Genomic DNA, 21,746 nt, shown 5'->3' with positions numbered 1-21,746 from the left:
GATCACCGACAACACCAACGCCATCGCTGACCTCAGTAAAGAAGTCTCCGATATGAGGCAGAACAATGCCCAACTGGAACAAAAGCTTATTGCCGCTCAAACCACAAACCAGCCCCAGCAGGATGATCCAAAGGGCGGACAAGGCGGCAATGTCGGCCAACCATTCCCCAGGCCGGTCGATTCCCCAATACGCACGGCCCTGAACAAACTGGGCACGGCGGCAAAAAGAGACGCCCGCATGCAGCTTTCCGGCGCCGGCAATGCCAGCCTGGGTGCAGCCACCCTCAGTGGTGCCAGCCAGGTGGGCAACAGCGCCCTCGCGGCCATGCGCCAGCTCGGCAATGACCCCACCCAGCGCCTGCTCGCCGGACAAAACGGCGCGCCCGGCCAGGTCTCGCTGTCGGGGCGTTCGGAAATCAAGCCCAATGAAAGTCGTGTGTGGGTAGACGCCCTGAACAACGCCAGCGCCTTCGATCAACCGGCAGGCCAGAAGGCCTTCGAACAGGACACCCGAGGCCTGGTGGTGGGCGTCGACTGGGCCCTGGACAATGAATGGCGCATGGGCCTGCTGGGCGGCAAGTCGCAATCCAAGCATAAAGCCAACCGCTTCGAAGGCGGCCTGGACAGCTGGCATGTCGGCACCTACGCCCTGCACCAGAGCGGGCCCGTGGCCCTGCGCCTCGGCGCGGTCCACAGCCAGCACTATGGCAAGACCGAACGCAACGTGGAGTTCAGCGGTTACAAGGACCGTCTCACCGGCAACTACAACGCCAACAGCCAGCAGGCCTTCGCCGAACTCGGCTACAACCTGGGCAGCGGCAGCCTGAGCGCCGAACCTTTTGCCAGCCTCGGCTACCAGCGCTACTCGCGCCAGGGCTATAAGGAAAAAGGCGGTGAAGCCGCGCTGAAGGCCGATGCCCAGACCCAGAGCAACTTCAACACCACCCTGGGCCTGCGCACCGCCAGCATCAAGCACATGGACAACAAGATGAGCCTGGCCCCGCGCCTGAGCGCGGGCTGGAAACACCTGTACGGTCCGGTCGAGAGCACCAGCACCCAGTCCAATCAGGTGACCGGCGACGTCTTCAACACCAAGGGGATCACCCGGGACCGTGACACCCTGGTGGTCGAAGCCGGGCTGGATCTGAACCTGTCGGCCAGGCATTCCATCGGCGTGGCCTACAACGGTGAAGTAGGCAATAGCAGCCGGACCCATGGCGTCATGGGGCAGTGGAAGATGAGTTTTTAATCCCTTGAACCTAAGGACTTATCCCGCCTGTCGGAGGTAAAAAGGCCGACATTTATCGATTAAATACATAGATACATTTCCGGCCCCGAATCAATCCGAGGCCGGAAATCCAATGCCCCCCACCCCTCATCGCCTAGCACTCGCGGTCACGCTGGCACTCACGACTGTCGTCTTGCGCGACACACACGCCAGCCCCACGCCCTCAGCCCCTCAACAGCAGGGGAATGTCAGCCACCTGCACGCCAAGAAAGGCCATACGGTCTTGCTGAGCGAGTCGTCAATCGACTACACCAATCAACGTGATGGCAACATTCAAGCGATCACCGGAAGCGCCATCAAGGTCATCGGACGCGTTGAGGGACGCATCGTCAACGACGGGAAAATCAGCAGTGAACATCATGACGGCATAGACCTGGGCCCCTCCGATATCACCCTGATCAATGTCGGCACCCTCTCGGGCGGGCGTCACGGCGTCAGCACCCGACGCGCGGGAGAACTCACCAACCGCGGCCAGGTGAGCGGATTCAATGGCGCGGGATTCCATTCCACGGGCAATGGCAAGGTCACCAACTCCGCCAGCATCACCGGTGATGCACGCACCCTGGATGCCGACGGCGATGGCATACGGATCATCGGGGATGCGGAGATTTACAACGTCGGCAAGTGTCTACGCCCTGCGCCAAAGCGGCCCGCTGGCCCTGCGGCTCGGCGCGGTGTACAGCAGCCATTCCGGCAAGACCGGACGCAACGTGGCGTTCAATGGCTACCGTGATCGTTTCAAAGGCGACTACGACGCCAACAGCCAACAAGCTTTCGCCGAAGTCGGCTACAGCTTCGGTGGCGCCGACCTGCGTGTCGAACCCTTCACCGGCCTCGGTTACGAACGTTATCACCACGACCGCTTCACCGAGCGCGGCGGCGAAGCGGCCCTGGCCGTCGGCAGTCAGACCCACGGCAACCTCAGCAGCACCCTCGGCTTGCGCGCGAGTAGCGTCACCCCCTTCGACAATAAAATGAGCCTGACCCCACACCTGAGTGCTGGCTGGAAGCATCTGCATGGCGACGTTGGCAGCACGACCCAGCAGAAATTCACGGTGAACGATCGCAGCTTCAAGGTCAAAGGCGCCGCCCTGGACCGCGACAGCCTGCTGCTGGAAGCGGGCCTGGACCTGAAGCTGTCGCCCAGCCAGAACCTCGGCGTCGGCTACACCGGGGAAGTCAGCAGCAACCAGCGTAATCATGGGGTCATGGGTCAATGGAGGCTGACCTTTTAAACAAGGTTCCCGCCACCCGGCCGGGTCAGGCCGGGCCGCGGGAAGGTGTCAATCCTGCCCAGGACCAAACATCGCTCAAACAAGGACGTGTCTCGCACAGCAGGAGCCCAAGGCCCGACATCCGCCAGGGAAACGAATAATTACATTCTCATCTCAATTGAACTTGAGGTGACAAGGAATGCAATTTACTCAGCCTCGTTTAAGCATCGCCGTGACGCTCGCCCTCGGCATAACGGCGACACAACACACTCAAGCCTCCGACATCGTCAACAGGGGCATCATTTCCAATAACTCCCATGGCCTTACCAGCCAAGAGGATCTCTTGCTGTTCAATGCGGGAACAATCGTCGGTCGAGACGGGGCCGGCGTCTATGCCCAAGGCAATGGCAACGTGGACAATAAGGGACGTATCACCGGTAGTCTCGGAGAGAAGGGCAGCCCTCTCAATGACGGCATCCGCATCGGCAAGGTCGCCCGTATCTCGAACGCCGGGACCATTGAAAGCACCCACCCGCTCGGCTCAGGCCTGGTGATCGGCAACGGTAGCGTTACAAACGGCTCGTCGGCACTGATCAGCGGCAAGGGCTACGGCATTCTGGCAAAGGGCGGCGGTACGACCCATGTGACAAACTCGGGAACCATCCAGGGTGCCCGAGGCATAAAGTTCGAAGGCAACTTCAATGACGTCGTCGTCAACAGCGGTTCAATCATCGGTTCCGGAGGCGGTCCCACGATTGACCTCGGCGGTGGCGACGATGTGCTGTCCCTCCACAGCGGCTCCCGAATCGGCGGATTTATCGACGGCGGTCAAGGTTACGACCGGGTGGTTCTCAATGGCGCCGGGAGCGGAACCCTCAGAGACACCCTCAGGTTCGAAAAGCTCCATGTCGATTCAGGGACCTGGACGCTGCTCAGCCGCGGCGACTTCAGTGACGGCGCCGAGATTGCCTGGGGCGCGAAGCTGATCAACCAGGGTGCGATCACCGGGCAGACCCTGGTCAAGGGTGAGTATACCGGCCAGGGTTACACCCATAGCTTGCTGGTAAAGGGTACGTTGCGGGTCAATCGGGCATCGGGCGCTGCCAGTATCGGTCAGGACCTCACCTTGAGCCGAGGTTCGAAGTTGATCTACGGGGTCGACGCCAATGGTGGCAGCGCCACCGTCCAGGTCGGGGGAACAGCGAATTTGGGTGGGGCCACATTGCTGGTAAACGCGACGGGAGGCCGTGCGCCCGTGAACAGCCAGCACACTCTTCTGCGAGCGGGCAACGTGGAGGGTACCTTCGGCCAGGTCACCACTGACCTGGCGCTGATGACCCCGGAGGTCCGCTATGGCAAAACGGAGGTTGGACTGAGCTACCGGCGTAACGATGTCGCCCTTGAGAGTCTTGCGCAATCCGATAATGCCAAGAGCGTTGCCAGACACCTGGAACCCCTGACACGTTTTGGGAAAGTAACCACCGGGATCAAGGGCCAAGCCGTCAGCCGCGAGGAATTTTTCTCGGACGGCATGAACAAATCCATCATACGAAAGCGCAGGAGCCTGGACGACGACATGGACAGCGATCTTGAGCTGGCGATGGCTGATGTCGAGGAGATGGACGATGTCCCGGCCGTGGGCGCCGCCCTGACCACCAGTAATGAAGCCACGCTGACACGCGCCTTGGAGCAACTCGCCAGCAGCCACACTGCCAACCTGGGTAACGCAACCTTGAGTGGTGCCAGCCAAGTGAGCAGCAGCATGCTCTCGGCCATGCGGCAACTGGGCGACCCCGCCAATCGACAGACCCTGAGTTCGACCGCCCTCGCCACCGGCGATTCGAGTCGTAACGGTGCCAATGGCCGACTCTGGGTCCAGGGCCTGGGCAACTCCGGAAAGTTCGAGCGCAGCCAGAGCAGCCAGGTGCTGCAGCAGAACACCAGGGGCCTTCTCCTCGGTGCCGATTGGGCGCTCGATTCGGAATGGCGCCTGGGGGTGCTGGGCGGCAAATCACAGACCCGCCTCAAGGGCACCGACTTCGGGGGTGACCTCGATAGCTGGCACCTGGGTGCTTATGCCCTGCGCCAAAGCGGCCCCCTGGCGCTGCGTCTCGGCGCGGTACACAGCATCCACGAGGGCAGAACCCGGCGCAACGTGGACTTCGCCGGCCTCAGTGATCGCCTCAAAGGCAACCACCGTGCCGACAGCCAACAAGCGTTCGCCGAACTCGGCTACAACCTGGGTAGCGGCAACCTGCACGCGGAGCCGTTCGTCAATATCGGTTATCAGCGCTACCACCACGAGGGTTTCAAGGAAAAAGGCGGTGACACGGCCCTGAACGTCAAGGCACAGACCCAGGACAATCTCAGCAGCACCTTCGGTGCCCGCCTGGCCAATCAGTACACACTGGACAGTGGCATGCGCCTGACCCCACACCTGAGCGCCGGCTGGAAACATCTGTATGGCCGCACCACCCACCAGACTGAACAGAACCTGATGGCACTGAACGACGATTCGTTCAAGATCAAAAGCAGTGCATTGGACCGCGACAGCCTGGTGCTGGAGGCCGGCCTCGACCTGAAGTTATCGCCCCGCCAGAACCTCGGCGTCGGCTACAGCGGGGAAGTCGGCGGCAACAGCCGCAAGCATGGCGTCATGGGGCAGTGGGCGCTGGCCTTTTAACCGGGCTTGGGCTGTTCGGCCAGTCGTCCGCCGTGCAAAAGGTGGCGCGAACCCGTCAGCCTGAAGTCTTGCGAAGTCGCACCACGCCCATCTGCAACCCGAAGGGTTTGAACACCGAGTTCAACGACTTGAGCGTCGGATTGCCCTCCTCGTGCTCGATATGAACAAGGGTCCGTACCGAAATCCTGCACATCCGAGCAAATTGAGTCTGGTGCAAGCCGGTGACCTCGACACGCAAGCGCCTGACCGCCGCGCCGATACCGATCACGCCCTGGGTAAGCTCGCCTTGAATGGCCTGAATCAGTGGCTCATCAACCGATATCGCCAACAAAGACCTCATCGATCCTGGCCAGATCGCCCTCATTCAGGATGCCGGCGTGGAAACGCAACTTCACCCATGCCATCAGATAGTCGTAACGGGCCTTGGCCAGCTCGCTACGGGTACTGAACCGTTGTTGTTCGGCATTCAGCAGATCGAGGTTGACCCGCTCGCCCCCCAGCAAGCTCTTTTGCGTCGAATCCACCAACGACTCCGCTGAAGCCAGGGCCTTCTGATAAGCGCGTAATTTGCTCTCCCCCGACAGGCAAGCGCTGAACTGGCGACGCAGCTCGATCAACGTCTCACGGGTCTTGGCCTCCAGTTCGTACTCCGTTTGCTCAAGGGTCCGGCTGGCCTTGCGCACGGAGGCCGAAACGCCGCCCCCCGCAAACAACGGCACGCTCAACTCGACGCCAATGCTATTGGTGCTGTTGCGCTGGTCATAAGTGCTGCTGCTATCGGACTCCGATCTGCGCAGGCTGGCGTAGGCCGTGACCTTGGGCAGGTGTCCGGCACGGCTGCGCTCCACCTCGAACCTCGCCACCTCGACCGCCTGGCGTTGAGAAGCCAGCAACGGGTTCTGGACCAGCGCCATGCGATGCCAATGATCAAAGGTCGCCGGCTCCATGGGAAAGGCCTGGAAAGTCGCGGACAGCGGCGCCAGATCATTGATGGCGATCCCTGGTTTGCCCATCAACGCCCCCAACTCCCGCAAGGCGGCCTCCTGTTCGTCATGGGCCTCGATCTGCTGCGCCGTTGCCAGCTCGAAACGCGATTCGGCTTCGAGAATATCGGTACGCGCGCCCTCTCCCTGGTGAAACAGGTGGGTATTGCGCTGGAACTGCTGCTCAAAGGCCTTTTTTCGGGCCTGGGCAATTTCGATCTGATCCTGGGCCAACAAGGCCCGGGTGTAGGCACTGAGTACCCGCAGCAGCAGCTCCTGGCTTTTGCTGCGAAACACCTCATCGGCAAACAGCGACTGGGCGACGCCTTTGCGATAAGCCGCATAGGCTTCGTAATCGAGCAGCGGTTGCTGCAGGGTCAGTGCCGAGGTGGCACTGCGGTAGCGGCGCTGGTCATGGCTGCTGCCCGCCTCCCTGAGCTGGGTGATCCTGGATTCATTACGCCCCAGGTTGTGGCTGTAGGACAGCCGAGGCAGCAGCCCCGCCCGGCCAATGGCATCGCTTTCCCGCCCTGCATCGCGCGCCTTCATGGCCCCCTGGAACACCGGGTCATGCAGCAAAGCCGACTCATACACTTGAAAGGGTCCCAGGGCATGGCTCTCGAGGCTGGCGATCAACGCGAACAGCGCAACAGGTATCAAAACTATTTTCATGACGGCAGACCCTCTTCCTATTCGGTCAACGAGGCGCTCACGCGATCCAGCAGCGGTTTGAACAGGTAGTTGAGGAGCGAGCGCTCCCCGGTACGGACGAACATCTCGGCCGGCATGCCGGGCTTGATCACCAGTCCATTGAGCTGTTCCAGAGAGGCTTCACTGACCGAGCTGCGTATCACGTAGTAGGGGGCGCCGGTTTTTTCGTCGAGCAACTGGTCGGCCGACACCAGGCTGACCTCACCCGCGACACGGGGCGTCACGCTCTGATTGAACGCCGTGAACAGGATGTCCACCGGCAGGGCCGGACTGACCTTGTCCACCAGGCTGACCGGCAAGCGCCCCTCCACCTCCAGATGCTGGCCTTGGGGCACGATCTCCAGCAGGGTGTCGCCGGCACGGACCACGGCGCCCTCGGTATGCACGCTCAAGTTGACGGCAATCCCTTGCGCCGGCGCGTTGACCTCGGTGTGCTGCAAGTCAAAACTCGCGGATGCCAGCTGTTGTTCCAGAGTCAGGCACTTGAGTCGCACCTCGGCCAACTCGCCACGGACTTCGGTCTGATATTCCTCGACATGCCGGGAGAGCCTTAGCTGCGACTCGAGTATTTCCTGTTTCAGCAGCCCGATTTCCCCCTTATTCCGCGCGATCTGCTGCTGAACCTGGGACAACTGGCGCTCCTGCTCCAGCAGACGATTACTCGCAATATGTCCCTCATCCGCCAGAGGGCGCAGTTTCTCCAGTTGCCGGCGCAATGATCCGGCTTGGGCATTCAGATCATTGCGGGCTTGGCGCAGGCCGGACAGTTGGGCCGTCGCCCCGTCGATGCGGGCACGGATGCCCGCCTGCTCGCGAGAAAAGGCTTCGCGCCGACTATTGAAAAGCTGCCGCTGCCCTTCCAGCACAAGCGCCAACAATGGATCGGTATCGGCCATCAACTCGCCTGGAAACTGAACTTGCGCCAGATTGTCCCGCTCGCTCTGCCAGCGGGCCTGGGTGGCCAGGGCTTGGCGGTACTGGGCCTGCAAGGATTGGACAGTGGCCGACAGTTGCGTGCGATCCAGGCGAAACAGCACCTGCCCCTTCTCGACCTTCTCTCCTTCTCTGACCAGAATCCCACTGACGGCTCCCCCGCCCAGGGACTGGACGGCCTTGCGCTTGCCGGACACGACAACCGTGCTCGGCACACTGACGCCTTGATCCAGCGGTGCCAGGGCCGCCCAGCTGAAGAAACCTCCGGCACCGAACACCACCAGTGCCCAGCCCAATCTGACGAAAAACGCGGCCCCGCGCTGCGGACACGAAGTGAGCGCAGGGTGATGTGGCGTGATGCTCTCTGAACTCATGCGCCTGTTTTCCTTGGCGATTGAATGGCAGCTTTCGAAGCCGACTCCCGGGTTCTCGATAAACTGTCGAGCACCTCCGAACGCGGACCGAAAGCCCGCACTTTCCCCTCTTCCAGCACCATCAACTGATCGGCCTGGACCAGAACCTGGCTACGGTGGGTCACCAGAATCACCGTGCTGCCCTGAGCCTTCAGTTGGGTAATGGCTCGGGTGAGGGCCGCTTCACCCTCGGTATCAAGGTTGGAGTTCGGCTCATCGAGCACCACCAGGCGAGGCCGGTCATAGAGCGCCCGGGCCAAGGCCACGCGCTGCTTCTGGCCTCCGGAAAGGCCGGCGCCGGCGTCCCCCAGCACCGAGTCATAACCTTGCGGCAGACGCAGGATCAGCTCATGAACACCCGCCTGCCGGGCCGCCTCGACAACCTTGTCCGGGTTCGGCGCGCCGAAACGGGCGATATTTTCAGCCACGGAACCGCTGAACAACTCGATGTTCTGCGGCAGGTAGCCAATATGGGGACCCAGTTCATTGCGGTCCCAACGATGGATATCGGCACCGTCCAGCCTCACCACCCCGCCCTGGACCGGCCAGATGCCCAGCAGCACGCGAATCAGGCTCGACTTGCCCGCGCCGGAGGCCCCCAGCACCCCCAGCACTTCACCGGCCGCCAGCTGGAAACTCACTTGATGCAAGGTCGTGCGCTGCTGGCCGGGAGGCCCGGCACTCACCTGCTCGAACGCCAGTTGCCCCTTGGGAGCGGGCAAGGCCATCGCTCCCGTCGATTCGGGAAACTCATTGAGCAGCGCGTCGAGACGCTGATAGGCCGACCTGGCCGCGTTCCAATGCCTGGAGGTGGCAATCAACTGGTCGATGGGCAGCAAAACCCTTCCCATCAGGATGGAACCGGCAATCATCATCCCGGCGCTCATATCACCAATGATCACCAGCAGCGCACCGAGCCCCAGCACCAGGGATTGCAGGCACTGGCGAAAGCCTTTGCTCAGATGGGTCATGACCGCGCCCGTGTCGCCGGCCCGGCTCTGTTGCGAAAGAAAATGGGCGTAGGGCTCGAACCAGCGTTGGCGTAACACACCCAGCATGCCCATGGCCTGAATGGTCTCGGCATTGCGCAAATGGCTGGTGGCCAGGCGACTGGCCTCTTGTGAATGGCGGCCGGCTTCAGCCAGCGGCTTCCTGGTCAGCCACTCATTGAGCAGCGCCATGCTCACCAGCAGCACAGCTCCCACACAGGCGAAGACACCCAGCCAGAAGCTGAACATAAACATCACCGCCAGGTAGATCGGAAACCAGGGCGCATCGAAAAAAGCGAACAAGGCCGGGCCGGTCAGGAACTGGCGAATATGGTTCAGATCGCCGAGGGCCTGCGCGCCATGCCCGTCACCACGGACCAGGTTGCGCGCGAAGGCGGCCTGGTAGACCCGCAGGTTGAAACGCTGATCGAGATGCCCGGCGACACGGCTGACGACAAAGTTGCGAACGGTCTCCAGCAGCCCGATAAAAACGAAGAATCCCACGATCATCAACGTCAACATAACCAGCGTGGTCTGGTTTTGCGAAGTCAGGACCCGATCATAAACCTGCAGCATATATATCGAGGGGGCCAGCATCAGCACATTGATCAAGGCGGTAAAACAGCCCACGCTGATCAGAATACTCTTATATTCCCCGAGCACTTCTATCAACGGTGCCGTAGGTGTTGTCGCCAAGGGTTTCATTGACTTCCTTGAGTAGTATTTCGCGTGCGTAAAACATCAGAAGAGCAGCGCCTAGGGCACTGCTCTTGGTGAGTTCAAACGAATAAACTGACCGGGCTATTTATAAACCGGCGAGAGGGCTATTACGCCGCCATATCCAAAATATCAGGGAGCGGGCCCTTATCAACAGGACCGTCGTAATAGCTGTCGGCAAAGTCGCTATAGGCATCAGGCTGATTGAAAACGAATTCATACTCATTAAACGCTGAGAAATTACTTTCTCCCTGGCCAGAATCTGCTTCAAGCCTGTCAAACGCGTCCCTGCCGGGGCTCTCCTCGCCAATAAACCCTCGATGTTGCGGCTGCACCTCATCTAAACCGTCTTCAGGCTTGCCAAACTCAAAATGGCTGAGGTCCTGGTCGTCTATGAGCCCCCTATGTTGCGCTGGCCTATAATTTAAAACCACGTCAAGCAGCGCCTGGATTTCCATAAGATCTCGCTGCAAATTTTCTGAAACCTTGGTAACTTTTGCGCTCCAGCCAACAAAATCAAAAGTGGCATTTGTGCTACTGAAATTAGGATTGGTAGCAGCCGGTTGCCCGCGCTCAGATACTATCCATGGCAACTTGTTCTCGAAAGGCGAGAACATCCAATCGTTTGCACCGTTGGTTTCCACTGACATAAATCACTCCATATAACGACGAGTTAATGAGCGCCCGATACCCATCAGGCGTGCTCGTCGTCTATTTAATGAAACTTATGAAGTGAGGGTTATATAAATAGATATCACCACTCTTCCATGGCAAATCCAGCGTAAAAAAAAGGGGAGCACATGCTCCCCCGAGGAAAAACGTTGGTAGTCGAAGGCCTTCGATCAGCCTTCGATCTCGATCAGGATCTCGCCCGGATTGACCCGGTCGCCCTTGGCCACATGGATGGCTGTGACCTTGCCCGCCACGGCGGCCTGCACTTCGGTTTCCATTTTCATGGCCTCGGTGATCAGTACGGCCTGGCCGGCTTTCACGGTGTCGCCTTCCTTGACCAGCACATCGACGATATTGCCCGGCATGGTGGTGCTGACATGGCCCGGCGCGCTGGCCTGCTTGCGCTTGCTGCTGCCACCGCCGACAAACTCGTTGAGCGGTTCGAACACCACTTCTTCCGGCATGCCGTCGATGGACAGGTAGAAGTGCCGCTTGCCTTCGGCCTTGACGCCGACACCGGTGATGTCCACGCGGTAGGTTTCGCCGTGCACATCGATCACGAACTCGGTCGGCACGCCCTCACCGCCCACCGAACGCACGCCACCGGCCTCGGGGATCGGCAACAACACCTCAGGAACCAGGGTGCCGGCCTCACGCTCTTCGAGGAATTTGCGCCCGATATCCGGGAACATGGCGTAAGTCAGCACGTCTTCTTCCGACTTGGCCAGGGCACCGATCTCACCACGCAACTTGACCATTTCCGGCTTGAGCAGGTCGGCCGGGCGCACGTCGATCACTTCTTCGCTGCCGATGGCCTGGCGCCGCAGCTTCTCATTGACGACGCCCGGTGCCTTGCCATAACCGCCTTGCAGGTACAGCTTCACTTCGTTGGTGATGGTCTTGTAGCGCTCGCCGGCGAGGACGTTGAAGAACGCCTGGGTGCCGACGATCTGCGAGGTCGGGGTCACCAGCGGCGGGAAGCCGAGGTCTTCACGCACTCGCGGAATTTCCGCCAGCACTTCGCCCATGCGGTTCAAGGCGCCCTGCTCTTTCAGCTGGTTGGCGAGGTTGGAGATCATCCCGCCCGGCACCTGGTTGACCTGCACGCGGGTGTCGACGGCGGTGAATTCGCTTTCGAACTGGTGGTACTTCTTGCGCACGGCGTAGAAGTACAGGCCGATTTCCTGCAGCAGTTCCAGATCCAGGCCGGTGTCGAATTCGCTGCCTTTAAGGGCCGCAACCATCGACTCGGTGCCCGGATGGCTGGTACCCCAGGCGAAGCTGGAGATCGCGGTGTCGATATGGTCGGCACCGTTTTCCACCGCCTTGAGCTGGCACATCGCGGCCAGGCCGGCGGTGTCGTGGGAGTGGATAAATACGGGCAGCGATTGCTCGCTCTTCAGCGCCTTGACCAGTTCGCCCGTGGCGTAAGGGGTCAGCAGGCCGGCCATGTCCTTGATCGCCACCGAGTCGCAACCCATGGCTTCCATCTGCTTGGCCTGGGCCACGAAGGCCTCGATGGTATGCACCGGGCTGGTGGTATAGGCGATGGTGCCCTGGGCATGCTTGCCCGCCGCTTTCACCGCTTCGATGGCGACCCGCAGGTTACGCACGTCGTTCATGGCGTCGAAGATGCGGAACACATCGATACCGTTGACCGCCGCCTTGGCAACGAAGGCCCGGACCACGTCGTCGCTGTAATGGCGGTAGCCCAGCAGGTTCTGGCCGCGCAGAAGCATTTGCAGGCGGGTGTTGGGCAACGCCGCGCGCAGTTGGCGCAGGCGCTCCCACGGGTCTTCTTTCAGAAAGCGCACGCAGGCGTCGAAGGTCGCGCCGCCCCAGACTTCCAGGGACCAGTAGCCGACCTTGTCGAGCTTCTCGCAGATCGGCAGCATGTCTTCGGTGCGCATGCGGGTGGCGAGCAGCGATTGGTGGGCGTCGCGCAGGATTGTGTCGGTAACGTGGATTTTTTTGGAAGAAGTCATTGGAATAGTCCTCACAGGCCTGCGTGGGCGGCGATGGCGGCGGCGATGGCCAGGGCCAGCTCTTCGGGTTTGCGCTTGATCGAGTAGTTGGTCAGTTCAGGGTGGCTTTCAACAAAGCTGGTATTGAACTGGCCGCTACGGAATTCCGGGTTACGCAGGATTTCCTGGTAATAGGCCGCGGTGGTCTTCACCCCCTGCAGGCGCATGTCGTCCAGGGCCCGCAGGCCACGGTCCATCGCTTCTTCCCAGGTCAACGCCCAGACCACCAGCTTCAGGCACATGGAGTCGTAGAACGGCGGAATGGTGTAGCCGGTGTAGATCGCCGTGTCGGTGCGCACGCCGGGACCGCCGGGTGCGTAGTAGCGGGTGATCTTGCCGAAGCTGGGCAGGAAGTTGTTCTTCGGGTCTTCGGCGTTGATCCGGAACTGCAAGGCAAAACCGCGATGGATGATGTCTTCCTGCTTGACCGACAACGGCAGGCCGGAGGCGATGCGGATCTGTTCACGGACAATGTCGATGCCGGTGATTTCTTCGGTGATGGTGTGTTCCACCTGCACCCGGGTGTTCATTTCCATGAAGTACACCTCGCCCTCGGCGAGCAGGAACTCCACGGTACCGGCGTTCTCGTAGCCCACCGCCTTGGCCGCGCGCACCGACAGGTCGCCGATATAGGCGCGCTGTTCCGGGGTCAGCTGGGGGCTGGGGGCGATTTCGATCAGCTTCTGGTTGCGGCGCTGGATCGAGCAGTCACGCTCGAACAGGTGCACCACGTTGCCGAAGCTGTCGCCAAGAATCTGCGCTTCGATGTGCTTGGGATTGACGATGCATTTTTCCAGGAAGACTTCCGCCGAACCAAAGGCCTTGGTCGCTTCGGAAATCACCCGGGGGAAGGCCTGTTCCAGTTCTTCGCGGCTGTTGCAGCGACGAATCCCGCGACCGCCACCACCGGAGGTGGCCTTGAGCATCACCGGGTAACCGATACGGTCGCCTTCGGTAAGGGCTTCGGCGATGTCCGCGACGTTGCCTTCGGTGCCCGGGGTGACCGGCACGCCGGCCTTGATCATGCTGCGGCGGGCTTCGGTCTTGTCACCCATGCGGCGGATCACTTCCGCCGACGGGCCGATGAATTTGATTCCACGTTCGGCGCAGATATCCGCCAGTTCGGCATTTTCCGACAGGAAGCCGTAACCGGGGTGCAGCGCGTCACAACCGGTTTCCACCGCCAGGTTCACCAGCTTGCGCGGGTTCAGGTAGCCGGCCAGGGGTTCGGCACCGATGCTGTGGGCCTCATCCGCGCGCTTCACATGCAGGGCATGGCGATCGGCGTCGGAATAGATCGCGACCGAGCGAATGCCCATCTCGGCGCAGGCACGCACGATTCGTACGGCAATTTCACCACGGTTGGCGATCAGGATCTTTTTTATCACTTGGAAATTCCTAAGCCGCTGGAACAAACAACCCTTGGGTGCAACCGGAAAACGGGTCGGCGCGTGACTAAATGTTTCAAGCCAGTCGCGCAGTCCACACTAGACCTACCCAGTGATAAACCAAAATCAATAATTATTGGGTCACTCATAAGTAAAAGCTTATAGTTGAGCGGTTCGCGGCTTTCATGAGTGTTTATAAAATGCGTAAGTCCTTGATGCGTATGACATTACGCCAGCTCAAGATTTTTAATGAGGTCTGCGATCTGCGTTCCTACAGCCGCGCAGCTGATGAAATGTCTCTCACACAACCGGCCGTAAGCCTACAAATTCGCCAGCTGGAAGAGCTGATCGGCCAGCCATTGTTCGACTACGTCGGCAAAAAGCTCTACATGACCGAGGCGGCTGAAGCGTTACAGCGGGCCAGCCGGGACATTTTCGGTCGACTGGAAAACCTCGATATGCAGCTCTCGGACATGCAGGGCTCGCTGCAAGGGCAGTTGAAACTGGCGGTGGAATCCAGCGCCAAGTATTTCGTCCCGCACCTGTTTGCCGCGTTCAAGCGCCAGCATCCCGAGGTCAATCTGCACCTGACGGTGGTCAACCGCGCGCAGGCGCTGCGGCGCCTTTCGGACAACCGCGACGACCTGCTGATCATGTCGATGGTGCCCCAGGACATGGGGCTCGAATTCCTGCCGTTCCTGAACAACCCGATTGTCGCGGTGGCGCCGCCCGATCACCCGCTGTGCCACGGCGGCCCGCTGCGCTTGCAGGACCTGGAGCCGTATACGTTGTTGATCCGCGAAGCGGGGTCGGGGACGCGGATCGCCTGCGAGGAGTATTTCAAGGAGAAACGCGTGCACTTCTCGCAGACGCTGGAAGTGACCTCGGGCGAAGCCCAGCGCGAGTGTGTGGTGGCGGGGCTGGGCCTGGCCCTGTTGACGCGCCATGCCCTGAGCCTGGAACTGGCGACCGGCGTGCTCCGAGAACTGCCGGTGGAAGAACTGCCGCTCTATCGCAGTTGGTGCCTGGTTCAGGCCAAGGACAAACGCCTGTCACCGGTCGCCCATGCGTTCCTGGGGTTTATTCGCAGTGAACGGTTACAAATCAGCGGGCTGGTTGAGCGCTTCGACGGTCGGATGCCGAGTCTGCCTGCCAGTAATTGAGTGCGGCGATTTCCTGTTGCAATTGGCGCAGTTCGGTGCGGTCTTCGATTGCGCGACGAAATTCCATGCGGCGCTGATCTTCCTGCTGCCGACGGGTTTTGACGCTGCTTTGCTCTTCGTGGTGCCGGGCCATTTCGAGTCTCCCAGGGTGGGTACGGGAGCTTCAAGATGGACGTCCGGCGTTACGGTTTGGCGGCAGGTGGGTGACAGACTGATGAAATCATCGGTCAGTCGTCGAGGGCCTTCACCGACTTGGGCGACAGGCGCAGGCTGCGCAAGCTGCGTTTGACGCTCTTGAGGTGGTTGACCAGGCTCGGCCCACGGGCCATGGCCACGCCCATGGCCAGCACGTCGATCACCACCAGGTGGGCGATACGCGAGGTCAGCGGGGTATAGATCTCGGTGTCTTCGTGCACGTCGATGGCCAGGTTCACCGTCGACAGCTCGGCCAGCGGGGTCTGGCTCGGGCACAGGGTGATCAGGGTCGCGCCGCTTTCACGCACCAGGTTGGCGGTAATCAGCAGGTCCTTGGAACGGCCCGACTGGGAAATGCAGATCGCCACGTCGGTGGGCTTGAGGGTCACCGCCGACATCGCCTGCATATGCGGGTCGGAATACGCCGCCGCCGTCAGCAGCAACCGGAAAAACTTGTGCTGGGCATCCGCCGCCACCGCACCGGAAGCGCCGAAACCATAGAACTCCACCCGCTGCGCCGCCGACATGGCGGTCACGGCACGTTGCAACGCGGCCGGATCGAGCTTTTCGCGCACGTCCATCAGGGTGTGCAGGGTGGTGTCGAAGATCTTCAGGCTGTAGTCCGCCACCGAATCGTCTTCGTGAATCGCGAACTGCCCGAAGCTGGCGCCGGCCGCCAGGCTCTGGGCCAGCTTCAGTTTCAGGTCCTGGAAACCCGAGCAACCGATGGCCCGGCAGAAACGCACAATGGTCGGTTCGCTGATGCCCACGCTGTGGGCCAGGTCAGCCATGGAACTGTGCATCACCGCCGCTGGATCGAGCAGGACGTGATCGGCGACCTTGAGCTCCGACTTGCGCAGCAGGTTGCGAGACTGGGCGATGTGTTGCAACAGATTCAAAGGTCTGGACTCATTGTTATGGGCGAACGCCTGGGATGTAGCAGTCTTGTAGTTATACTACAAGAATTCGCGAATTGCCCGCTCCATTACGTAACCCGCCTCCCCGCTAGCGTAGCGCGGGGAGCATGTAGCCACTCTCGACGCCTAGGGAAAGCCATGGCGTAGCAGTCGCATCAATTCCTGCGCCGCCACCGGCCGGCTGATCAGATAGCCCTGCACTTCATCGCAGCCCTGGGCCTTGAGGAAATCCAGTTGCTCCTGGTTTTCCACACCCTCGGCCACCACCTTCAGTTCCAGGCTGTGGGCCATGGCGATGATCGCCCGGGTGATCGCCGCATCTTCACTGCCGTCCCCCAGGCCGCGAATAAAGCTCTGGTCGATCTTCACGTAGTCCACCGGGAAGCGCTTGAGGTAACTCAAGGACGAATAGCCGGTGCCGAAGTCATCGATGGCCAGTTTCACCCCCAGGTCGCGCAGTTGCTGGAAGGTGGCGATGATGTGTTCGACGCTGTCGAGCAGCTGGCTTTCGGTCAGCTCAAGCTCCAGCAGTTCCGGGGCCAGGCCGGTTTCCTCCAGCACCTGGCGCACCAGGCTGACCAGCTTGCCCTGGCGCAACTGATGCACCGACAGGTTTACCGACACCCGGATCGGCGCCAGCCCCTCGCGCTGCCATTCGCACGCCTGCCAGCAGGCCTGGCGCAAGACGAACTCACCGATCGGCCCGATCAACCCGGTTTCCTCGGCCAGGCCGATAAAGTCCGCCGGCGGCACCTGGCCCAGGGTCGGATGCTCCCAACGCACCAGCGCCTCGGCGGCGTTCATCCGCCCGGTGGCCAGGCACAGCTTGGGTTGGTAGAAGACGCGCAATTGCCGCTCTTCGATGGCCTTGCGCAGCTGGTTCTCCAGCTGCAAGCGCTCCAGGGTGCTGGCCTGCAGGCTCTCGGTGTAGAACTGGAAGTTGTTCCCGCCCAGGTGCTTGGCATGTTGCATGGCGATGTTTGACTGGCTGAGCAGCACCGGTATTTCCCGGGCATTATCCGGCAACAGGCTGATGCCCATGGACGCGCTGACCACCAGCTCATGCTCGTCGATAGTCACCGGCACCCGCAACTTGCCGAGCAGGCGCGTCGCCACCCGGGCCAGGCTGGAGAGGTTGCCGTAGGCATCGAACAGCACCGCGAACTCATCCCCGGACAAACGGGCAATGGTGTTGGCTTCAGGCAAGGCGTTGACCAGGCGCCGGGCCATCTGCTGCAGCAACTGGTCGGCGATTTCATGGCCGAGGCTGTCGTTGAGCAATTTGAAACGGTCCAGATTGATGTGCAGCAACGCCAGGCTGCGGCCACCCTGGCGCACTTGCTGGTGAGCCTCGTACAGACGTTCGCGAAACAACGAACGATTCGCCAGCCCCGTCAGTTCGTCGTAGTGGGTCAGGTAGCGCATGCGCTCTTCGGATTCGCGGCGAGCCGACAGATCGGCGAAGAAGCCGACGATATGGCTGACATTGCCTCGAGTATCGCGCACCACATTCAGTTGCAGCCATTGCGGGTACAGCTCGCCGTTCTTGCGCGCCTCCACCAGTTCGCCCTGCCAGCTGCCGTGCTGTTCCAGGGCCTGGCGGATGGTCGAATAGTGACGCCGGGCATCACGACTGCCCGGCAGGTCGACCACATTGCGCCCGAGCATGTCCTCGAGCAGGTAACCGGTTACCCGGCTGAAGGCCTGGTTGATCGCCAGCAGGACGTAATTGGGGTCGAAAATCACAATACCTTCGCTGGCCGCCTCGAACACCGTCGCGGCCAATTGGCGCTGGGCTTCCTGCTCCTTGTGCGCGCTGATATCGCGACGGGTGCCGACCATACGCAACACTCGACCGTTGGTGGAGCGCTCGACCGCCCGGCCGCGGTCTTCGATCCAGACCCAGTGACCATCGCCATGCCGCACCCGGTACTCGATCAGGTAGTCCTCGGTGCGGCCCTTCAGATGCTCCACCAGCGCGCGCTTGAGTGCCGGCACATCCTCGGGGTGCAGGCGCGGCTTGAGGTGGCCGAGCATGGCGGTCACGTATTCCGGGTCGAGGCCGAACAGCTCCTTGATCTGGGTGTGATGCACTTCATCGGTCTGCAGGTTCCAGTCCCACAGCCCGAGGGCGCTGGCCTGCAACGCCAGGGCCAGGCGCGTTTCGCTTTTGCTCAGGGCCTTGTTCGCCACATCCAGCTCCAGGCTGCGCTGGACCACCCGGCTTTCCAGGCCGACCTGGGCGTCGCGCAGTTCCTGTTCGGCACGACGCCGCTGATCGATTTCCCGCGCCAGTTCAAGATTGAGTTGTTCGCTGCGGGTGTGTGCCTGTTGCAGGCTCTCGATCAGCGCCTGGTTCTGGAAACGCCGCAGCAGGCCGCGGCGGATCAGCCGATTGACCTGCAAGGCCACCACGCTCAGCGACACCAGCAGGATCAGCCCGAGCCAGGCCCAGCCTTGTTGCTCCTCGGTGCCGCCCCAGAACAGATAGACGATGGCCGGCAACAGGCAGGGCAAGGTAAAGGTCAGGAACGCCGGGATGCTCACGGCATACGCCACGCTGGCAGAGAGGGTCGCTGCGCCGATCAGGCCGAAGACCCAGGCCTGCTCGAGAAAACTGTCGGTGGGCACCAGGGCGATGCCGGCGCAGGCCAGGGTCAGGCCGCTGACCGCCGAGCCCAACAGGAAGGTACGGCGCCAGATCGGCTGGGCCTGGCGGCTGGGCATCGCCGAGTCGAACGCCGCCACCTGGATCACGCGCAAGGCCACCAGGGCCATCAACCACACCAGCCAGACGCTGACCAGCAGGTAACGCTGCGGGCTCCAGAGCAACCAGGCGCAGACCAGACCGTTCAACAACATGAATAAAGTCGGCAGCAACGACCCCTGGTACAGCAGGCGCGTACGCTCGACTGTCAGCTCAGTGGCGAATTGCTTGCGGATAACCCGCCCAGCCTCCATCGAGGGGCTCAGCGCGTCAAAGCTCTGGGTCATGGGCAGTATTCTTATAATGGTTAGCCATAAACGTGGCAGGAGCATACACAAGCATCCGGCAGGACCAAACTGCCTCAGGTCATAAAATGTAATGAATTGATCGGTGGCCAGACCCCTTGCCGAGGCCCAGAGCAAGACACACTGCCGCCTGTAGCCGATGACTGACCGGTCGTCATCGCCAATCTTTTTATCTGCCGCGGCGCGCCCCCCGGTATAAGAGCCGCCGCTCAGCATTAGGGTTTGCCCGCCCAGGCCCGGCACCCTAGAATGCGTCGATGCGCGATGATCTCTCCTTTCTGCTGAACTCCCTCAACGATGCCCAACGCCAGGCCGTAGCCGCCCCCGTTGGTCGTCAGTTGGTCCTGGCCGGTGCCGGCTCGGGTAAAACCCGGGTGCTGGTGCACCGTATCGCCTGGTTGATCCAGGTCGAAAACGCCTCGTCCCATTCGATCCTGTCGGTGACCTTCACCAACAAGGCCGCTGCCGAGATGCGCCATCGCATCGAGCAGTTGCTGGGCATCAGCCCGGCCGGCATGTGGGTCGGCACCTTCCACGGCCTGGCACACCGCCTGTTGCGGGCGCACTGGCAGGAAGCCGGCCTGAGCCAGACCTTCCAGATCCTCGACAGCGACGACCAGCAACGGCTGGTCAAGCGGGTGATCCGCGACCTCGGCCTCGACGAACAGCGCTGGCCCGCCCGCCAGGCCCAGTGGTTTATCAACGGCCAGAAGGACGAGGGCCTGCGCCCACAGCATATCCAGGCCAGTGGCGACCTGTTCCTGGCGACCATGCGCAGCATCTATGAAGCCTACGAGGCCGCCTGTGCCCGCGCCGGGGTCATCGACTTCTCCGAGCTGCTGCTGCGCGCCCTGGACCTGTGGCGCGACCATCCGGGCCTGCTGGCGCACTACCAGAAGCGCTTCCGGCACATCCTGGTGGACGAATTCCAGGACACCAACGCCGTGCAGTACGCCTGGCTGCGTTTGCTGGCCCAGGGCGGCGACAGCCTGATGGTGGTCGGCGACGACGACCAGTCGATCTACGGCTGGCGCGGCGCGAAAATCGAGAATATCCACCAGTATTCCGCCGACTTCGCGGACGCCGTGACCATCCGCCTGGAGCAGAACTACCGATCCACGGCCGGGATCCTCAAGGCCGCCAACGCCCTGATCGCCCATAACACCGGGCGTCTGGGCAAAGAACTGTGGACCGATGGCGGCGACGGCGAGGCGATCAACCTCTATGCCGCCTTCAACGAGCACGACGAAGCGCGCTACGTGGTGGAAACCATCGAAAGCGCCCTGAAAACCGGCCTGGCCCGCAGCGATATCGCCATTCTCTACCGCTCCAACGCCCAATCCCGGGTGCTCGAAGAAGCCTTGCTGCGCGAACGTATTCCGTACCGCATCTACGGCGGCCAGCGCTTCTTCGAACGGGCTGAAATCAAGAACGCCATGGCCTACCTGCGCCTGCTCGAAGGCCGTGGCAACGACGCGGCGCTGGAGCGGGTGATCAACGTTCCAGCCCGTGGGATCGGCGAGAAAACCGTCGAGGCCATCCGCGAACACGCCCGCCACAGCGAGCTGTCGATGTGGGAAGCCATGCGCCAGCTGGTCGCCAACAAGGGCCTCGCCGGACGGGCCGCCGGTGCCCTGGGGGTGTTTGTCGAGCTGATCGAGGACCTCGCGGCGAAAACCCGGGAAATGCCGCTGCACCTGATGACCCAGGTGGTCATCGAGCAGTCCGGGCTGATCGCCTACCACGAAGCGGAAAAGGGCGAGAAAGGCCAGGCCCGGGTGGAAAACCTTGAGGAACTGGTCAGCGCCGCCCGCAACTTCGAGGCCGCCGAAGAAGACGCCGAGCTCACGCCGCTGGCCGCCTTCCTCGGCCACGCGTCGCTGGAGGCCGGCGACACCCAGGCCGACGAGCACGAAGACAGCATTCAGTTGATGACCCTGCACAGCGCCAAGGGCCTGGAATTCCCCTACGTGTTCCTGGTGGGCATGGAAGAAGGCCTGTTCCCCCACAAGATGAGCCTGGAAGAACCCGGCCGCCTTGAGGAAGAACGCCGGCTGGCCTACGTCGGCATTACCCGGGCGATGCAGAACCTGGTACTGACCTATGCCGAAACCCGACGCCTGTACGGCAGCGAGACCTACAACAAGGTCTCGCGTTTCGTGCGCGAAGTGCCGAAAGGACTGATCCAGGAAGTGCGCCTGTCCAACAGCGTCAGCCGACCGTTCGGCGGCGCCCAGGCTCAGGCCGGCAGCAGCCTGTTCGGTGGCAGCGACATCCCGGACACCGGTTTCAGCCTCGGCCAGACTGTACGCCACAGCATCTTCGGCGACGGCGTGATCCTCAACTTCGAAGGCGCTGGCGCCCAGGCCCGGGTCCAGGTGAACTTCAGCGAAGGCAGCAAGTGGCTGATGCTCGGCTACGCCAAGCTGGAAGCGGTCTGATCG

The 21,746-nt window shown here is 61.6% G+C and carries 16 protein-coding genes; 6 read left to right on the top strand and 10 right to left on the bottom strand.

Going from position 1 to position 21,746, the window contains the following annotated elements; translation table 11 throughout:
- Position 1 precedes the first annotated feature (1 nt).
- The 4 genes from HX830_RS29075 to HX830_RS29065 all read left to right on the top strand — a co-directional run bounded on the left by HX830_RS29075 (position 2) and on the right by HX830_RS29065 (position 5,185).
- Positions 2–1,249: an autotransporter outer membrane beta-barrel domain-containing protein gene (locus HX830_RS29075; RefSeq protein WP_371317554.1), complete on the top strand. Its 1,248-nt coding sequence runs from the start codon at positions 2–4 to the stop codon at positions 1,247–1,249.
- Positions 1,250–1,421: 172 nt separating this feature from the next.
- Positions 1,422–2,021, top strand: coding sequence for a hypothetical protein (locus HX830_RS32260; protein ID WP_249000953.1), 600 nt, complete (start codon positions 1,422–1,424; stop codon positions 2,019–2,021).
- Positions 1,924–2,523 carry an autotransporter outer membrane beta-barrel domain-containing protein gene (locus HX830_RS32255; protein WP_248764398.1) on the top strand — a complete coding sequence of 200 codons (600 nt, stop codon included), beginning with the start codon at positions 1,924–1,926 and terminating at the stop codon, positions 2,521–2,523. The genes HX830_RS32260 and HX830_RS32255 overlap by 98 nt, the downstream gene beginning before the upstream one ends.
- A 178-nt stretch (positions 2,524–2,701) precedes the next feature.
- Positions 2,702–5,185 carry an autotransporter outer membrane beta-barrel domain-containing protein gene (locus HX830_RS29065; protein ID WP_103498467.1) on the top strand — a complete coding sequence of 828 codons (2,484 nt, stop codon included), beginning with the start codon at positions 2,702–2,704 and terminating at the stop codon, positions 5,183–5,185.
- 55 nt (positions 5,186–5,240) lie between these two features.
- Here the strand turns inward: HX830_RS29065 and HX830_RS29060 are convergent, their stop codons facing one another.
- The 7 genes from HX830_RS29060 to HX830_RS29030 form a co-directional block, all read right to left on the bottom strand.
- Positions 5,241–5,525 carry a helix-turn-helix domain-containing protein gene (locus HX830_RS29060; protein WP_371317553.1) on the bottom strand — a complete coding sequence of 95 codons (285 nt, stop codon included), beginning with the start codon at positions 5,523–5,525 and terminating at the stop codon, positions 5,241–5,243.
- A complete protein-coding gene (locus HX830_RS29055) occupies positions 5,497–6,840 on the bottom strand; it encodes a TolC family outer membrane protein (protein ID WP_177104098.1) in 1,344 nt (447 codons plus the stop codon). Before HX830_RS29055 ends, HX830_RS29060 begins: the two co-directional genes overlap by 29 nt.
- 17 nt (positions 6,841–6,857) lie before the next feature.
- The gene (locus HX830_RS29050) at positions 6,858–8,186 is read right to left on the bottom strand and encodes an HlyD family type I secretion periplasmic adaptor subunit (protein ID WP_152736613.1); all 1,329 of its coding nucleotides are present in this window, start codon (positions 8,184–8,186) and stop codon (positions 6,858–6,860) included.
- Positions 8,183–9,919: a type I secretion system permease/ATPase gene (locus HX830_RS29045; RefSeq protein WP_177104096.1), complete on the bottom strand. Its 1,737-nt coding sequence runs from the start codon at positions 9,917–9,919 to the stop codon at positions 8,183–8,185. Before HX830_RS29045 ends, HX830_RS29050 begins: the two co-directional genes overlap by 4 nt.
- A gap of 122 nt (positions 9,920–10,041) precedes the next feature.
- A complete protein-coding gene (locus tag HX830_RS29040) occupies positions 10,042–10,581 on the bottom strand; it encodes a hypothetical protein (protein WP_103498472.1) in 540 nt (179 codons plus the stop codon).
- Between the two features lie 192 nt (positions 10,582–10,773).
- Positions 10,774–12,588 (bottom strand): sodium-extruding oxaloacetate decarboxylase subunit alpha, encoded by a 1,815-nt coding sequence (oadA, locus tag HX830_RS29035; RefSeq protein ID WP_177104094.1) that lies wholly within the window; start codon positions 12,586–12,588, stop codon positions 10,774–10,776.
- Between the two features lie 11 nt (positions 12,589–12,599).
- Entirely contained in the window at positions 12,600–14,015 is a 1,416-nt protein-coding gene (locus HX830_RS29030) for an acetyl-CoA carboxylase biotin carboxylase subunit (RefSeq protein WP_103498474.1), read from the bottom strand.
- Positions 14,016–14,215: 200 nt separating this feature from the next.
- On the opposite strand from HX830_RS29030, the gene HX830_RS29025 reads away from it, so the two are divergent.
- Positions 14,216–15,178, top strand: coding sequence for a LysR family transcriptional regulator (locus HX830_RS29025; RefSeq protein WP_103498475.1), 963 nt, complete (start codon positions 14,216–14,218; stop codon positions 15,176–15,178).
- Here HX830_RS29025 and HX830_RS32250 read toward each other — a convergent pair.
- The 3 genes from HX830_RS32250 to HX830_RS29015 all read right to left on the bottom strand — a co-directional run bounded on the left by HX830_RS32250 (position 15,120) and on the right by HX830_RS29015 (position 19,284).
- Positions 15,120–15,311, bottom strand: coding sequence for a PA3496 family putative envelope integrity protein (locus tag HX830_RS32250; protein ID WP_083875491.1), 192 nt, complete (start codon positions 15,309–15,311; stop codon positions 15,120–15,122). The genes HX830_RS29025 and HX830_RS32250 overlap by 59 nt on opposite strands.
- 94 nt (positions 15,312–15,405) lie before the next feature.
- A complete protein-coding gene (hexR, locus tag HX830_RS29020) occupies positions 15,406–16,272 on the bottom strand; it encodes a transcriptional regulator HexR (protein WP_040071809.1) in 867 nt (288 codons plus the stop codon).
- Between the two features lie 144 nt (positions 16,273–16,416).
- Positions 16,417–19,284 (bottom strand): putative bifunctional diguanylate cyclase/phosphodiesterase, encoded by a 2,868-nt coding sequence (locus HX830_RS29015; protein WP_152736611.1) that lies wholly within the window; start codon positions 19,282–19,284, stop codon positions 16,417–16,419.
- A 275-nt stretch (positions 19,285–19,559) separates the two neighbouring features.
- Here HX830_RS29015 and uvrD point away from each other — a divergent pair, with 275 nt between their 5' ends.
- Positions 19,560–21,743: a DNA helicase II gene (gene uvrD, locus HX830_RS29010; RefSeq protein ID WP_103498477.1), complete on the top strand. Its 2,184-nt coding sequence runs from the start codon at positions 19,560–19,562 to the stop codon at positions 21,741–21,743.
- The last annotated feature ends 3 nt before the right edge of the window (positions 21,744–21,746 follow it).

Source organism: Pseudomonas gingeri (genome assembly GCF_013385425.1).
Lineage (GTDB): Bacteria > Pseudomonadota > Gammaproteobacteria > Pseudomonadales > Pseudomonadaceae > Aquipseudomonas > Aquipseudomonas gingeri_D.
This window is presented reverse-complemented; position numbering and strand designations above follow the sequence as displayed.